The sequence below is a fragment of the Mesorhizobium sp. KR9-304 genome (assembly GCF_040049215.1).
Lineage (GTDB): Bacteria > Pseudomonadota > Alphaproteobacteria > Rhizobiales > Rhizobiaceae > Mesorhizobium_K.
This window is the reverse complement of the sequence record NZ_JBDZDN010000001.1, coordinates 877114-890991: the sequence shown is the minus strand read 5'-3', so window position 1 is coordinate 890991 and position 13878 is coordinate 877114. Positions and strand designations below refer to the sequence as shown.

Below are 13878 nucleotides of genomic sequence, written 5' to 3'. Positions count from 1 at the left end.
GTCAGTCTCCCCGGCCGAAGGCGAAGGCCTGCTCGCCGACCAGCTTGCGGCGCAGCCAGGCGGACAGTTGGTCGACGGCGATGATGGTCAGGAATAACAGCAGCACGATCGCCAGCGTCTTCGCCTCATGGGTCTGGCTGATCGAAAGCCGCAGCACCTCGCCGATGCCGCCGCCGCCGACCGCGCCGATGATTGTCGATGCCCGCACGTTGATCTCGAGCCTCAGCAGTGCATAGCTCAGGAAGTTCGGCATCACCTGCGGCACGATGCCGAACCAGACCCGTTCCGGCCAGTTGGCGCCGGCCGCGCGCAGGCCTTCTTCCGGCCGCATGTCGGCGTTCTCCACGACCTCGAAAAACATCTTGCCGAGCGCGCCGACCGTGTGGATGCCCACTGCAAGGATCGCAGGTATCGCGCCGAGCGAAAGCACGGCGAGGAAGAAGCCTGCGATCACGATCTCCGGGAAGGCGCGCAGGATTTCCATGAAGCGGCGCACGAAGAAGCGCAGCCAGCGCTGCGTCGTCACGTTCGACGCCGCGAGAAAACACAGGCAGAAGCCGAGCCCGAATCCGACGAGGGTGGAGACCAGCGCGATGTTGAGCGTCTCGAGCATCTTGTAGAAATATTCGGGAACGTAGAGCGACTGCGTTATGTACATGCGCCCTTCGGGGTAATTGTATTTCAGACTGCCGTCGTCATAGGGCGAGGCCAGGTCGAACAGCGCGCGCCAGACTTCCCAGCCGTCGCGCGGCAGCAACTGGCCGACGAAGTCGAAAAGATGCGGCAAGCGGTCCCAGAATTTCCCTGCGTTGCTATCGTTGGCGAACCACAGCGAGCCGGCTATGGCGACGAGCATGAAGGCCAGCCCGCCGATCGTGTAGAGCCGGCGGCGGCTGGCAAGCTCCTGCCAGTGCCGCTCGACGGAGAGTGCCGTATCGGAGGCGGTTGCGCTCATCGCGTTGCCGGTCAAACAAACGCGCCGCGGGGGGAAGTCCGCGGCGCGTCCGGTTGCCTGATTGGCTTACGAGCCGATCTGCGCCTTACGGGCGTCGATGATAGGCTGGTAGAATTCCGGCGTCACTTCGGTGTAGCTGGTGAAGTCGCCGCCCTGGATGGAAGAGAAGCAGGCGGCGTCGGACTTCGGCAGGCCGATCATGAATTCCTTGAACTTCGTTTTCATGTCGGCGTCCATGGACGAGCGCACGACGATCGGACCGTTCGGGATCAGCGGCGACTTCCACACTTCGACGATGTCGTCCATGTCGAGGATGCCCTTCTGCACCATCTTGGCGAGGTTGCCGGAGGTGTAGCCGTTCTTCCACTCGCCGACGCCCGAGCCCCAGGTCGTGCCAACATCGAACGTGCCCTTCAGCACTTCAAGCACGAGGTTTTCGTGCCCACCGCCAAAGCCGGTCTCGGCGAAATATTCCTTCACGGCGGTGCCGTTCAGATCCTTCGGAAGCGCGGTGACAGGAACCAGATAACCCGAGGTCGAGTCCGGATCGGCGAAACCGAGTTTCTTGCCCTTGGCGTCGGCCAGCGTCTTGATGCCGGAGTCGGCCTTGGCGACCATGATCGAATAATAGCCGGTCGAGCCGTCGGTCTGGACCGTGGTCAGGATCGGCTCGACTGCGTCCTTGTTCTCGAGATAGATCTTGGCGTAGCCCGAAGCGCCGAGCTCAGCATAGTCGAGCGTGCCGCCGAGCAGGCCCTGGATGGTGCCGTCATAGTCGGCCGCCGGGAACAGCGACACCTTCTCGACGCCGAGCACCGAAGGCAGCTTGTCGACCAGGCACTGGAAGCTGCGCAGGCGGTCGGATTCGTTCTCGCCGCCAAGGATGCCGATGCGGAATTCCTTGAGGTCTTCGGCCTGTGCTGCGCCGATCATGATGGTGGTGAGCGCGACGGCTCCGTAGAGTGCTTTCCTGAACATTTTCGTCTCTCCTGTTGTAACCCGGCTTTACGCGCCGGACGCTTGGTGATCGGGAATAAGATGCGGCGGTTCGCGGCCGCTCAGTGAGCGGCGAGCGCGGCCTGCAACTGCATCGCAGGCTCGTATTTGCGCGGCCTGGTGACGCCTATGCTGGTCGAAGTGATGGCCTCGGAAATCTCTTCGCCGTCGGCTTCCGCGCCATAGATCATGCGCACCGTTTCGCGCGTCAGCTCTTCCGGCGCGCCGTCGAAGACGACCTTGCCTGCGGCCATGCCGATGATGCGGTTGCAGTAGGCGCGGGCGGTGTCGAGCGTGTGCAGGTTGGTGATGACGGTGATGCCGTCGCGCAGATTGATGTCCTGCAGCGAATCCATAACCACCTTGGCGTTCATCGGATCGAGCGAGGCGATCGGCTCGTCGGCGAGGATCACCTTCGGCTGCTGCATCAGCGCGCGGGCAATCGCCACGCGTTGCTGCTGGCCGCCGGACAGCGTGCCAGCGGGCTGGAGTGCGGCCTGCGCGATGCCGAGCCGCTCCAGCGAGGCGATCGCCGCTGCGCGCTCTTCGCGCGAAAACATGCCGAGCAGGTTGAGCGCGGTCGAGCGGTGGTTCAGCCGGCCGAGCAGCACGTTCGTGAGCACGTCCAGCCTCGGCACCAGATTGAACTGCTGGAAGATCATGGCGCAGTCGCGCTGCCAGCGGCGAAGGGCGGAACCGGCGAGTGCCGAGACTTCCGTCTGGTCAAAAAAAATAGACCCCTGGGAGGGATCTATCAGACGGTTGATCATGCGAAGGAGAGTGGATTTGCCGGCGCCGGAGCGGCCGATGATGCCGACCATCTGTCCCTCGGGGATTTCGAGAGCGACCCGGTCGACGGCTGTGTTCCTGCCAAAACGGCGCGTCACGTCGCGTATCTGCAGCATGGCGGCTTCCCTGTCCAACGCGGCTTTCGCCGCCCACTGCGCCAACCGCCTAAACCACCGCCATGAACGAGGCATGTCGCAGTGATTGCAGTTTTGTGACAGTGCACAGGGCTGGAGGGGCCGCCTTCTCCGGCTTCCGCGGAGCGGTGGAGATTTGGTCACCGCAGCAGGCCCGAGAGGGTGCGCGCCAACTGCCCCTGCCGCGTGGATATACATTCCCGCCAAGCCATTGATTTCGTGCGGTCTCGAAAATAATTCGCGACGGTTTCTCCACGCAGTTCCATCCTAGGCCATACTTCCCCCATCGCCCTCGCGGGAACACGGGTCATGAACCGGATGAGCGTGGAGGGGACGGCGCTGGTTCGGCGGCAAGACGGTGTGCCGCTGGGTGATGAGCCCTGAGGACCAGGCCCTGACCGAGGTCGCGCGGTGAAACAATTCGCTGCGTCTCCTCCAGGTAGGGCAAGAACGCCGGCGGGGCGCGGGAAACCGGCCACGTACTAAACAATTGAGAGGCTCGGCCCCGTGCCCCGCTTCCCACTTACCCAAGACGCCCGACCGGCGAAGCCTGAGTCGGGTCGCGAGTCATGGGCAACAAGGACCTGCAAAAGCCAGATGCGAAAGCAGGCGTGGTGACGATGAAGTGCGCCTATCTCCTCGCCCCCACGAAAGTGGGGGAGAGGTGGCGAGGTCCGAAGGACCGAGACGGTGAGCGGGATTTGGATGCGACATCGCTGTGCCGATATTCCCGCACCGTCGCAGCCGGGGCGAAGGAAGGCCTATCCCCCATGCTTTTCCAAAAACGCTTCGGCCGAGAGGTAGCGAAAATCGTCGAGCGCCGAACGCAGCCGTGCATGATCCCAATTCCACCAGGCAAGCGCCTGGTAGCGCTCGGCGGTCTTGCGATCGAAGCGTTCGCGGATCGGTTTTGCCGGCACGCCGGCGACGATCGTGTAGGGCGCCACGTCCTTCGTCACCACCGCGCCCGCGCCGACCGCCGCACCGTCGCCGATGGTGATGCCCGGCAGCACGGTCGAGCCGTGGCCGAGCCAGGTGTCATGACCGATGCGCACGCGCTTCGCGCGACGCTGCGCGAAAAAATCCTGCTCGTGCTCGGCATCGTCGAAATAGTCCGAGGCGCGATAGGTGAAATGGTGGAGCGTCGGTCGGTCGACCGGATGATTCGTCGCGTTGAGGCGCACGGAAGCCGCGATGTTGGAAAACTTGCCGATGTCGGCGCACCAGATCGCGCAATCCTGCATCATGTAGGAGTAGTCGCCAAGCACGGATTCCGACACGCGGCAGCGCTCGGCTATCTCCGTCCAGCGGCCGAGCGTCGAGTTCTCGACCTCCGCCGTCTCGTGGACCAGCGGCGTTTCCGAGAGCTTCGAGCTCATGCTGCGGCCTTCCGTGCGGCGAATTGCGTGACGTCGATGACGCGGTCGGCGACTGCCTCGCGCACGTCCGCGTCATGGAAGATGCCGAGCAGCGCCACGCCCTCGCGTTTCTTGCCCGATATCATCTCGACGACCACTTCGCGATTCCTGGCGTCGAGCGAGGCAGTCGGCTCGTCGAGCAGCAGCACCGGATGCGGCGTGATGAAGCCGCGCGCTATGTTGACGCGCTGCTGCTCGCCGCCGGAGAAGGTCGCCGGCGGCAGGGCCCATAGCTTTTCAGGCAGGTTGAGGCGGGCAAGCAACGCGCGGGCGAGATCCCGTGCGGTCTCGCGGCTTTCGCCCAGTGAAACCAGCGGCTCCGCCACCACGTCGAGTGCCGAGACGCGCGGCACGGTGCGCAGGAACTGGCTGACATATCCGATCGTGTCGCGCCGTATCGCGAGCACCGTGCGCGGGCTGGCCGTGGCGAGGTCGATCAGCTGACCGCGATGTTCGACGATGATCTGGCCTGCATCGACGGCATAATTGCCGTAGAGCATCTTCAGGACCGAGCTCTTTCCGGCGCCCGACGGACCGCCGAGCACGGCGCACTCGCCCGATTTGAGGGCGAATGACACGCCGTCCACGACGGGCAGGCGGATGCCGTCGCGCAAATGCATGGTGAAGCTCTTGGAGACTTCCGAAACGACGACGGGCGTAGCCATGATCAGACCTGCAGAATGGACGAAACGAGAAGCTGCGTGTACGGCGCGCGCGGGTCGTCCAGCACGCGGTCGGTCAGGCCCGTCTCGACGACGTGGCCGTCCTTCATCACCATCATGCGGTGGGACAGAAGCCGGGCGACGGCGAGGTCGTGGGTGACGACGACAGCCGCAAGCCCGAGATCATTGACCAGCCCGCGCAGCAGGTCGAGCAGGCGCGCCTGCACCGAGACATCGAGCCCGCCGGTCGGCTCGTCCATGAAGACGAGCCTGGGACCGGTGACGAGATTGCGCGCGATTTGCAAGCGCTGGCGCATGCCGCCGGAGAAGGCGCGGGGCTCGTCGTCGACGCGGTCCTCGCCGATTTCCACGCGCGCCAGCCAGTCGACCGCCGTCTCGCGGATCTTGCCGTAATGCCGGTCGCCGACAGCCATCAGGCGCTCGCCGACATTGGCGCCGGCCGAAACCGTCATGCGCAGGCCGTCGGCGGGGTTCTGGTGCACGAACCCCCAGTCGGTGCGCATCAGGAAGCGGCGCTCCGCCTCGCTCATGCGGTAGAGGTCGCGGAAGGTGCCGTCGCGCATGCGGTAGGACACCGAGCCCGAGGTCGGCGTCAGCCGCGTCGAGATGCAGTTCAAGAGCGTCGTCTTGCCCGAGCCGGATTCCCCCACGACCGCCAGCACTTCGCCCGGCCACAGCTCGAACGAGACATTCTCGCAGCCGATCCGCGATCCGTAGAATTTCGACAGCGAGGAAACGCGCAGCAGTGGTTCGTCGCTCATTCCGCAGCCTCCTTCGGCGCGATGTGCCCACGATGCCCCTCAGCCCGCCTGGTCTCGCAATGATCGGTATCCGAGCACACGAACATGCGTCCTCCACGGTCGTCGAGGATCACCTCGTCGAGATAGACCTGTTCGGCGCCGCAGAGCGCACAGGGCTTGTCGAACTTCTGCACCTCGAACGGATGATCCTCGAAGTCGAGGCTCACCACCTCGGTGAAGGGCGGGATCGCGTAGATGCGCTTCTCGCGGCCGGCGCCGAACAGCTGCAACGCCGGCGACATGTGCATCTTCGGATTGTCGAACTTCGGCGTCGGCGACGGATCCATCACGTAGCGTCCTTCGACCTTCACCGGATAGGCGTAGGTCGTCGCGATGTGGCCGTGCCTGGCGATGTCCTCATAGAGTTTCACGTGCATCAGTCCGTATTCCTCGAGCGCATGCATTTTTCGCGTTTCGGTCTCGCGCGGCTCGAGGAAACGCAGCGGCTCGGGGATAGGCACCTGATAGACCAGCGTCTGGCCTGCCGTCAGCGGCAGTTCCGGGATGCGGTGGCGCGTCTGGATGATGGTCGCCTTGGCGGTTTCGGTCGTCACCGCGACATTCGCCACCTTGACGAAGAAGGCGCGGATCGACACGGCGTTGGTGGTGTCGTCGGCGCCCTGGTCGATGACCTTGAGCACATCGTCCGGCCCGATGATCGAGGCCGTCACCTGCACCCCACCGGTGCCCCAGCCATAGGGCATCGGCATTTCGCGGCTGGCAAACGGCACCTGGTAGCCGGGGATCGCGATACCTTTCAGGATCGCGCGGCGGATCATCCGCTTGGTCTGCTCGTCCAGATAGGCGAAGTTGTAGGTGGCGATATTCGGCTCGGGCGCGTTCATTCCGCGGCCTCCTTGCGCAATTCGTCCGGCGCGGATTTCGCGTCATGTTCGGCGCGCATGCGGCGCACGAGGTCGAGTTCGGCCTGGAAGTCGACATAATGCGGCAGCTTCAGATGCTCGACGAAGCCTGTCGCCTGCACATTGTCGGAATGCGAGATGACGAACTCCTCGTCCTGTGCAGCGGCCGTGATGTCCTCGCCGAATTCGCTTGCGCGCAGTGCCCGGTCGCAAAGCGTCATCGCCATCGCCTTGCGCTCGCTCTGGCCGAACACCAGCCCGTAGCCGCGGGTGAATTGCGGCGGCACCTTGGCCGAGCCGTGGAACTGGTTGACCATCTGGCATTCGGTGACGCGGATGCGGCCGAGCGTGACGGGAAAATCCAACTCCGGCACGTCGAGTTCGAGCTCGACCTCACCGATGCGGATTTCGCCGACAAATGGATGGCTGCGGGCATAGCCTCGCTGCGTCGAATAGGCGAGCGCCAGCAGAAAACCTTCGTCGCCGCGCGAAAGCGCCTGCAGCCGCGTGTCGCGTGCAAGCGGGAATTCCAGCGGCTCGCGCGTGATGTCGCCGGTGACATGGCCGGCAGGCAGCGCGCCGTCCGGCTCGATCAGGTCCTCGCCGGCGAGTATGTCGGACACGCGGGGCATCGGCTCGGCGTCCGCTTCCCGCTGCTCCGGCTCCGCGACTTCCGCCCCGGTGGCGATTTCCGGATCGAGCAGCCGGTGGGTGTAGTCGAAGGTCGGCCCGAGCATCTGCCCGCCGGGCAAGTCCTTGTAAGTCGCCGACACGCGTCGCTCGGCGAGCATCGCGGCCGTGTCGACCGGCCGCGTATAGCCGAAGCGCGGCAGGGTGGTGCGATAGGCGCGCACCAGGAAGATCGCCTCGATGAGGTCGCCGCGCGCCTGCACAATGGCGAGCGCGGCGAGTTCCTTGTCGTAGAGCGAACCCTCGCTCATCACGCGGTCGACGCCGAGGCCAAGCTGCTCGACGATCTGGTCGAGCCTCAGCGCCGGCACAGTGCGGTCGCCGCGCCTGCGGTCTGCGAGCAGCCGGTGGGCGTTGCGGATGGCGGCTTCACCGCCCTTGACGGCAACATACATCGGTCAGCCCTCGCTCAGGCGGATGCGCGTCGTGCGCGGCAGGCATGCGATTCCCTCGGGTGCTGCCAGGATGAGATCGACGCCGCGCGGGAAACGCGCCCGGTTCTGCTTCCACTGCTCGACGAAATGACGCGGCAGGGGAGAAGGCGCCGTCAGCGCGGTGCGCTCGATGCCGGGGCCTTCGAGCAGCAGGTTCTCGCCCGACGAGAGGCTCACGACCTGCAGGATCAGCGTGGTCGAGCGGTCGGGATATTCCTGCGTGCCTTGCGCGAAATTTTCGAGCGCGATCAGGGCGGCCGGATCGCCGACAAGGGCAAAATGCGCGTCGGCCGGCGTGCCGGCGAGCGGCGCGCCGGTGTGGAAACCGAGCCAGCTTGCGACAGCCTGCGTCTGCCGCAGCGCCGGATCGAGCCAGAGCGGCGTGTCGTGGTCGCAGAGCGTCAGCGCTATCGCGGCGGCGACCGGCGAGAGCGGCTGCGGCGGCTGCGCGAGCAGCTTGACCGGCTGGACCGTGCCGGGCCGCGCCATGGCGTCCATGACGGCGCGGAAGATCGCCTGCGCGTCAAAGACGGGATGGGCGAAGCCGCCCGTGATGTGCTGCGCGAGCCGGTCGGCGGTCTTTTCGGATACAGGCATCAGTCCTCTCCGCGCACCATGGTGAAGAAATCGACCCTTGTCGCAGCCGTTTCGCCGCGCCGCCTTGCGTCGGCCTCAGCGGCCATCCTGACGAGCGGCGCGACCACTTTCTCCTGCACGGTTTCGCGCGTTTCTTCGCCGCACCAGATGGCGTCGAGGATCGCGGCCAGCCGCACCTTCTCCTTGTCCCGGCCGAGCGCATACGCATGGCCGACCTGTCCGGAGGGCAGGCGCACTGTGGCGCGCGTCACGGTCGCCTCGCCGGTGTTGAACGGCGCGCCGCCGCCGCCGATCCGGCCGCGCACCGTCACCAGGCCGGTTTCCGGGCCGCGCAGCGTTTCGGCATCGAGCGGCAATCCCGCTGCCTCGCTAAGCTGCCGCAGATCGGCGGCCGAGGCCGATGCGAACGCCGCCATCGCCGCCTTGCGGGCATTGTCGCGCGATCGATCGCCAAGCCGGTTGTCGCCAAGCCGGGCGCCAGTGCGGTCGCTAGTCCGGTCACTGGTCGGAATGTCTCGTTCGCGGGGCATGGTCATTCCAAAGTTGTCTATTGATCTATACAATCATACAAATTATACACGTTTGATAACGCGTGTCGATGACGGCTGCGTGACAGGGGCAAAAATGCAGGCGAAAAAGGCGGCCGCGCCCGAAGCGGCGATGGAGCGGCGCAACGGCGTCGCGCTCTGGCGACAGATCGCCGACCAGATTCGATTCGCGATCGGCACCGGCGAATTCGCCGACCGCCTGCCGCCGGAGATGGCGCTGGCCGCGCGATTCGGCGTGAATCGCCATACGGTCAGGGGGGCGATCGCGGCGCTGGAGCAGGAAGGTGTGCTGCGGGCCGAACAGGGCCGGGGGACTTTTATCGAGCGAAGACAAAGGCTTGCGTACCCTATCAGCGCGCGGACGCGGTTTTCGGAGGGCTTGCGCGGACAGGCGAAGGACCGGCGGGGCGTGTTGCTCGACCACGCGGTCGAGGCGGCCGACCAGCGCACGGCCGAGGCGCTGGGCCTTGCGCCCGGAGCCGGGGTCACGCGGCTCGAAACACTGTCAGAAGCCGACGGAAGGCCGGTTTCGCGCGCGACCATCTATTTCGACGCCAGGCGCTTCGGCGGCATCGAGGGGCTCTACAACGACAGTGGCTCGATCACCATCGCCTTGAAAAGCTTCGGCATTTCCGACTATTTCCGCCGCTCAACGCTGATATCGGCGCGCCATGCAAGCGTGGCGGACCTGGCGGATCTGCGTCTTTCGCCTGGCGCGATCGTGCTGGTTACAATCTATGTCAATGTCGGCCCGGACGGCGCGCCGGTGCAGTTTTCCGAGACGCGCTTCGCCGCCGACCTCGTCGAATTGTCGGTGAGCTGAGGCGATTATTGTGCCCCCGCACGGGCATGCGTGAATAAACAAGAAGGTTCCCGCCGAACCGGATCTAGATACCCTTCGGTGAATCAGCGGCTTGCCGATGATGCCCGTCGCTGCTGGTCGAGAATTTGTTCACTGGAGGCGAAGAGGCGGCGTTCGCGCGCGTTTTCAGCGAGCAAGGGCTTCCTTTCCGTCGCTTTGCCGCCCGCCGACCTGCCAGGCTGGTTTCATCGATTGAAGGCCGTGGCGCTCGCTCTCACCCAGCCCGTCCGGTAGACGGTTCCGCACCCCAGGGTTGACGAGACGCGTCGCGGCGGCGTGGTCCGATCCTCGACGCACGGGGCAGGGAAGAGACGACGTGACACTGTCCTTTGCCGGCATGTTTTCCGGACGCGGCGCCGACGCCGACATTGACGGCGCGTATGCCTGGACCCGGCTCGCCATAGGCACGGTGCTGGCCACGGTCGGCGGCGTCGGCATGTGGGCGGTGATCGTCGTGCTGCCGGCCGTGCAGGCCGAGTTCGGCGTCGACCGCGCCGATGCGTCGCTTCCCTACACGGCGACCATGATGGGCTTCGCCGCGGGCAACGTCCTGCTCGGGCGCGCGATAGACCGCTTCGGCTACTGGCTGCCGGCGCTGATCGCCTCGGTGGTGCTGGCGGCAGGCTTCGCGCTCGCCTCGATGGCGACGTCGATCGTCCAGTTCACCATCGTGCAGGGGCTGATCGGCGCGGGGTCGTCCATCATCTTCGGCCCGCTGATGGCCGACATCTCGCATTGGTTCGAGCGCCGGCGCGGCGTCGCCGTCTCGGTCGCCGCGGCCGGCAACTACCTTGCCGGCACGCTGTGGCCTGTGGCGATGCCCTATATGATGGACCATGGCGGCTGGCGCTTCGCCTACCTTGCCTGCGGCGCGATCTGCTTTGCCGCGATGGCGCCGCTGGCGCTGATGCTGCGGCGGCAGAGGCCGTTGAGGGACGCGGCGGCCGGCGGCACGGTGCGGCCGCTGCAGCAGATCCCGCTCTCGCCCGCCGCGCTGCAGGCGCTGCTGGTGGTCGCCGGGCTCGGCTGCTGCGTCGCCATGTCGATGCCGCAGGTGCACATCGTCGCCTATTGCGTCGACCTTGGCTACGGCGTGGCGCGCGGCGGCGAGATGCTGTCGCTCATGCTGGCGGCCGGCGTCGTCAGTCGTCTCGCCTCGGGCTTCCTGGCCGACAGGATCGGCGGCGTGAAGACGCTGCTCGTCGGCTCGACGCTGCAATGCCTGGCGCTTTTCCTCTACATTCCCTTCGACGGGCTGGCCTCGCTCTATGTCGTCTCGCTGGTCTTCGGTCTGTCGCAGGGCGGCATCGTGCCGAGCTACGCCATCATCGTGCGCGAATACATGCCGGCCGCGCAGGCCGGCCAGCGCATTGGCATCGTCGTCCTGGCGACGATCGCCGGCATGGCGCTGGGCGGCTGGATGTCGGGCTGGATCTACGACCTGACGGGCTCCTACGCCGCTGCATTCCTGAACGGCATCGCCTGGAACCTGCTCAACATGCTGATCGCCTTCATGCTCCTGTGGAAATCGGGAAGCCCCAGGCCGCAGGCGGCGTAGCTTCTTTCGCCAAGTGGTGTTGCCGTCTTGCTTCGGTCGCGGACAAGAATGTGTGGAGCGTCGGCTTTATGTCGCCCAAGGCGCTTGACCGGCGGCACGATGGGGCTAGGAGAACCATCGTACCTTCCCCTCAGTCAGTGCAGTGCATGCCATGTTGATCCGAGAGCCAGTCGTCGAGAAGCCCAAGACCCAGGTCAAGGACGCCAGCTACGAAAAGGAATGCCGCGAGGCTCTGAGGCCGCATCTCGATGCGATCCTCGATCTTGCGGTGAAAGCCGGATGGGACAGGAATATCGCGAGCTACAGCCTGATGTATCTCGCGGCGAAGACCTCGCGGCCGGCGGATCGCGCGGCCTGATCGCATCGCTGTCGGCCGGTTCCGGTCAAGCTGTTAGCCGACTGCGTTTCTGCGATCTTTCCACGGGCGCGGGACTTGGCCTATGAAGGCCTAGCGCGAGGCATTCGCCCTGCGTTGTCCTCGATTTGCAGCGGAATCCCATGACCACCCACAGCGAACGCCTGACCTTTACCCGCGAACTCGCCGAGCGCGCCGGAAAACTCGGCATGGAGTACTTCCGGAAACTCGACTCCCTGACCATCGAGGCCAAGGGCCATCAGGATTTGGTGTCGGAGGCCGACCGCGAGGTCGAACTGTTCGTGCGGCGCGAACTGGCGAAGGCCTATCCCGACGACGGCGTCGTCGGCGAGGAGCACGCGCCGACAAAGGGTACGACGGGCTACGACTGGGTGATCGATCCGATCGACGGCACGGCCAACTTCGTCAAGGGCATCCCTGCATGGTGCGTGGTGATCGCCTGCGCCAGGGACGGCGTGACGGTCATCGGCGTCATCCACGAGCCGTCTACCGGCGAGACCTTCTACGGCGAGAAAGGCGGCGGCGCCTGGCTGAACGGCAAGCCGATGCGCGCGAGCGCGTCCAAGAGCCTCGGCGACGGCTCGCTCGGCATCGGCTTCTCCAACCGCCGCGAGACGGCGGCCGTGCCCGGCCTCATCACCGACCTGCTGGCCAAGGGCGGCGTGTTCTTCCGCAACGCCTCGGGCGCGCTGATGCTCGCCTATGTCGCGTCGGGCCGGCTGATCGGCTACATCGAGAACCACATGAACGCCTGGGACTGCATCGCCGGCCTGCTGCTGATCGAAGAAGCGGGCGGCAGGATCGTCACGCCCGATCCTAAGACGGTGCTGAAGGAGGGTACGGTCGTCGTCGCCGGCGGAGCCGATGTCTATGACGACATCTACGCGCTCTGCGCGAAGACGTTCGGGCTGGAGAAGGCCTGAGGCGTGCGGATCAACTGACTGTCAGCACTTCGCCGGTGGCGAGTGCCCGGCGGCGGTCAGATCGAGTTTGCGATATCGGCCGACTGGACCCCGTCGCTGGACCAATCCGGCCGCGCGGATTGATTCGCCACGAACCGCCGGAACTCCTGAGGGCCGAGGCCCGTGGCCTTGCGGAACGCACGGGCGAAGTGTGCCGGCGCCGAATAGCCCAACGACCCGGATATCTGAGTGACCGAGAGGTCCGGGCGGCGTAGCAGTTCTAGCGCCCTTCGGCTGCGCACCAGGTTCGTGATCGCCCGGAAGTCCGTGCCCTCGCGGTGAAGCTCGCGCTGCAGCGTGCGGACGCTGGTGTCCAGGGAACGTGCGGCGCTCTCGATCGACACGCTGCCGGCCAGCACCTGGGACCATACCTGCTCGGCAAGCACATCGCGCAGACCGGCGAGCTTCCTGCAGTCCACGCGTGCCCGCGCCAGGTCTTCGACCGTAACGGGCGAAGGCGCGCCGCGCGAACGGCGAACGGCGCCGAGCCGGTCGGCATCGAAGCAGACCGTCACGGCAGGGGCGTCGAAAATGACGGCGCAGCCGAAAACATCCTCGAAGGCGCCAGGCCGCCGCGGCGTCGGAATGTCGAGCTCGACGCATCGCAGCGGAATGTGAGCCGGCAGGAATGACCGGCAGACGTTGACGACGACGCCTGCCGCGCCGCATGCGACTTGCGCATATCCGTCCAGCCCCTTCGCCGCGCTGGCGTAGCTCAGGCGCGCCTGCCCTGCCACGACGACGAGCGACAGCGCATCGCCCCTGCTGTGAAACCCGATCGTGGCGATGGCCCGCCGGATGGCGTCGCCCAGGGTGGGGGCGCCAAGCACATATTCGCCCCAGCATCCGTAGCTTGCAACGGTCAGGTGAGGCGCCAGCATCAGCCCGAAGCTGTCCTCGCCTGCCAGCCTGGCGACGGCGCTGACGAACGTACTCATGGTGACGTGCGGGACGAAACAGTCCTTGTCGTCGATCGCCTCGATATCGAGCATGGCCGCCCGGTTGGCCTGCCTGAGCAATTTCTCGCCGAAGGCGCCGCGGACGAAGCCGGGGACACCGGCGAGCGCGGTGATCGAGATGACGGGCACCGAATCGAACCGGGAAGCCTCGGCAAGCTTGCGGGGTGTTGGCGCAAAATGGTTGGTCAAAAACATCTTGCGTCGTGTACATAACGGTTAAGTAAAAGATATGACTGCGCTGCAAAGGGCAGGTC

At 65.7% G+C, this 13878-nt stretch carries 15 protein-coding genes; 4 read left to right on the top strand and 11 right to left on the bottom strand.

Going from position 1 to position 13878, the window contains the following annotated elements:
• Position 1: 1 nt before the first annotated feature.
• The 10 genes from phnE to phnG all read right to left on the bottom strand — a co-directional run bounded on the left by phnE (position 2) and on the right by phnG (position 8889).
• Positions 2–955: a phosphonate ABC transporter, permease protein PhnE gene (gene phnE, locus ABLE71_RS04215; RefSeq protein ID WP_348782102.1), complete on the bottom strand. Its 954-nt coding sequence runs from the start codon at positions 953–955 to the stop codon at positions 2–4.
• A 66-nt stretch (positions 956–1021) separates the two neighbouring features.
• Positions 1022–1933, bottom strand: coding sequence for a phosphonate ABC transporter substrate-binding protein (gene phnD, locus ABLE71_RS04210; protein ID WP_348782101.1), 912 nt, complete (start codon positions 1931–1933; stop codon positions 1022–1024).
• A gap of 80 nt (positions 1934–2013) precedes the next feature.
• A complete protein-coding gene (gene phnC / locus ABLE71_RS04205; protein ID WP_348782100.1) occupies positions 2014–2856 on the bottom strand; it encodes a phosphonate ABC transporter ATP-binding protein in 843 nt (280 codons plus the stop codon).
• A gap of 779 nt (positions 2857–3635) precedes the next feature.
• Positions 3636–4253 (bottom strand): DapH/DapD/GlmU-related protein, encoded by a 618-nt coding sequence (locus ABLE71_RS04200; RefSeq protein WP_348782099.1) that lies wholly within the window; start codon positions 4251–4253, stop codon positions 3636–3638.
• On the bottom strand, positions 4250–4957 hold the full coding sequence (gene phnL, locus ABLE71_RS04195) for a phosphonate C-P lyase system protein PhnL (RefSeq protein ID WP_348782098.1): 708 nt from the start codon (positions 4955–4957) through the stop codon (positions 4250–4252). The genes ABLE71_RS04200 and phnL overlap by 4 nt, the downstream gene beginning before the upstream one ends.
• Positions 4958–4959: 2 nt before the next feature.
• Positions 4960–5736 (bottom strand): phosphonate C-P lyase system protein PhnK, encoded by a 777-nt coding sequence (gene phnK, locus ABLE71_RS04190; RefSeq protein WP_348782097.1) that lies wholly within the window; start codon positions 5734–5736, stop codon positions 4960–4962.
• A complete protein-coding gene (locus tag ABLE71_RS04185) occupies positions 5733–6620 on the bottom strand; it encodes an alpha-D-ribose 1-methylphosphonate 5-phosphate C-P-lyase PhnJ (RefSeq protein ID WP_348782096.1) in 888 nt (295 codons plus the stop codon). Before ABLE71_RS04185 ends, phnK begins: the two co-directional genes overlap by 4 nt.
• Positions 6617–7723 carry a carbon-phosphorus lyase complex subunit PhnI gene (locus ABLE71_RS04180; RefSeq protein ID WP_348782095.1) on the bottom strand — a complete coding sequence of 369 codons (1107 nt, stop codon included), beginning with the start codon at positions 7721–7723 and terminating at the stop codon, positions 6617–6619. Before ABLE71_RS04180 ends, ABLE71_RS04185 begins: the two co-directional genes overlap by 4 nt.
• Positions 7724–7726: 3 nt before the next feature.
• Entirely contained in the window at positions 7727–8359 is a 633-nt protein-coding gene (phnH, locus tag ABLE71_RS04175) for a phosphonate C-P lyase system protein PhnH (protein WP_348782094.1), read from the bottom strand.
• The gene (gene phnG, locus ABLE71_RS04170; RefSeq protein WP_348782093.1) at positions 8359–8889 is read right to left on the bottom strand and encodes a phosphonate C-P lyase system protein PhnG; all 531 of its coding nucleotides are present in this window, start codon (positions 8887–8889) and stop codon (positions 8359–8361) included. The genes phnH and phnG overlap by 1 nt, the downstream gene beginning before the upstream one ends.
• Before the next feature lie 94 nt (positions 8890–8983).
• On the opposite strand from phnG, the gene phnF reads away from it, so the two are divergent.
• The 4 genes from phnF (at position 8984) to ABLE71_RS04150 (ending at position 12626) form a co-directional block, all read left to right on the top strand.
• The gene (gene phnF / locus ABLE71_RS04165; RefSeq protein ID WP_348782092.1) at positions 8984–9730 is read left to right on the top strand and encodes a phosphonate metabolism transcriptional regulator PhnF; all 747 of its coding nucleotides are present in this window, start codon (positions 8984–8986) and stop codon (positions 9728–9730) included.
• 376 nt (positions 9731–10106) lie between these two features.
• Positions 10107–11327: an MFS transporter gene (locus tag ABLE71_RS04160; RefSeq protein ID WP_348783657.1), complete on the top strand. Its 1221-nt coding sequence runs from the start codon at positions 10107–10109 to the stop codon at positions 11325–11327.
• A gap of 151 nt (positions 11328–11478) precedes the next feature.
• Positions 11479–11685, top strand: coding sequence for a hypothetical protein (locus tag ABLE71_RS04155; protein ID WP_348782091.1), 207 nt, complete (start codon positions 11479–11481; stop codon positions 11683–11685).
• A 140-nt stretch (positions 11686–11825) separates the two neighbouring features.
• A complete protein-coding gene (locus ABLE71_RS04150) occupies positions 11826–12626 on the top strand; it encodes an inositol monophosphatase family protein (protein WP_348782090.1) in 801 nt (266 codons plus the stop codon).
• Between the two features lie 56 nt (positions 12627–12682).
• On the opposite strand, the gene ABLE71_RS04145 is transcribed toward ABLE71_RS04150, so the two are convergent.
• A complete protein-coding gene (locus ABLE71_RS04145; protein ID WP_348782089.1) occupies positions 12683–13819 on the bottom strand; it encodes an AraC family transcriptional regulator ligand-binding domain-containing protein in 1137 nt (378 codons plus the stop codon).
• Between the last annotated feature and the right edge of the window lie 59 nt (positions 13820–13878).

Bases quoted from the DNA above. Each gene is read 5' to 3' on its own strand.
- ABLE71_RS04155 (WP_348782091.1), top strand. From the start codon at position 11,479: ATGTTGATCCGAGAGCCAGTCGTCGAGAAGCCCAAGACCCAGGTCAAG.
- phnL (WP_348782098.1), bottom strand. From the start codon at position 4,957: ATGGCTACGCCCGTCGTCGTTTCGGAAGTCTCCAAGAGCTTCACCATG.
- phnG (WP_348782093.1), bottom strand. From the start codon at position 8,889: ATGCCCCGCGAACGAGACATTCCGACCAGTGACCGGACTAGCGACCGC.
- ABLE71_RS04150 (WP_348782090.1), top strand. From the start codon at position 11,826: ATGACCACCCACAGCGAACGCCTGACCTTTACCCGCGAACTCGCCGAG.
- phnH (WP_348782094.1), bottom strand. From the start codon at position 8,359: ATGCCTGTATCCGAAAAGACCGCCGACCGGCTCGCGCAGCACATCACG.
- phnC (WP_348782100.1), bottom strand. From the start codon at position 2,856: ATGCTGCAGATACGCGACGTGACGCGCCGTTTTGGCAGGAACACAGCC.
- ABLE71_RS04185 (WP_348782096.1), bottom strand. From the start codon at position 6,620: ATGAACGCGCCCGAGCCGAATATCGCCACCTACAACTTCGCCTATCTG.
- phnF (WP_348782092.1), top strand. From the start codon at position 8,984: ATGCAGGCGAAAAAGGCGGCCGCGCCCGAAGCGGCGATGGAGCGGCGC.
- ABLE71_RS04180 (WP_348782095.1), bottom strand. From the start codon at position 7,723: ATGTATGTTGCCGTCAAGGGCGGTGAAGCCGCCATCCGCAACGCCCAC.
- phnD (WP_348782101.1), bottom strand. From the start codon at position 1,933: ATGTTCAGGAAAGCACTCTACGGAGCCGTCGCGCTCACCACCATCATG.
- ABLE71_RS04200 (WP_348782099.1), bottom strand. From the start codon at position 4,253: ATGAGCTCGAAGCTCTCGGAAACGCCGCTGGTCCACGAGACGGCGGAG.
- phnE (WP_348782102.1), bottom strand. From the start codon at position 955: ATGAGCGCAACCGCCTCCGATACGGCACTCTCCGTCGAGCGGCACTGG.
- ABLE71_RS04160 (WP_348783657.1), top strand. From the start codon at position 10,107: ATGTTTTCCGGACGCGGCGCCGACGCCGACATTGACGGCGCGTATGCC.
- ABLE71_RS04145 (WP_348782089.1), bottom strand. From the start codon at position 13,819: ATGTTTTTGACCAACCATTTTGCGCCAACACCCCGCAAGCTTGCCGAG.
- phnK (WP_348782097.1), bottom strand. From the start codon at position 5,736: ATGAGCGACGAACCACTGCTGCGCGTTTCCTCGCTGTCGAAATTCTAC.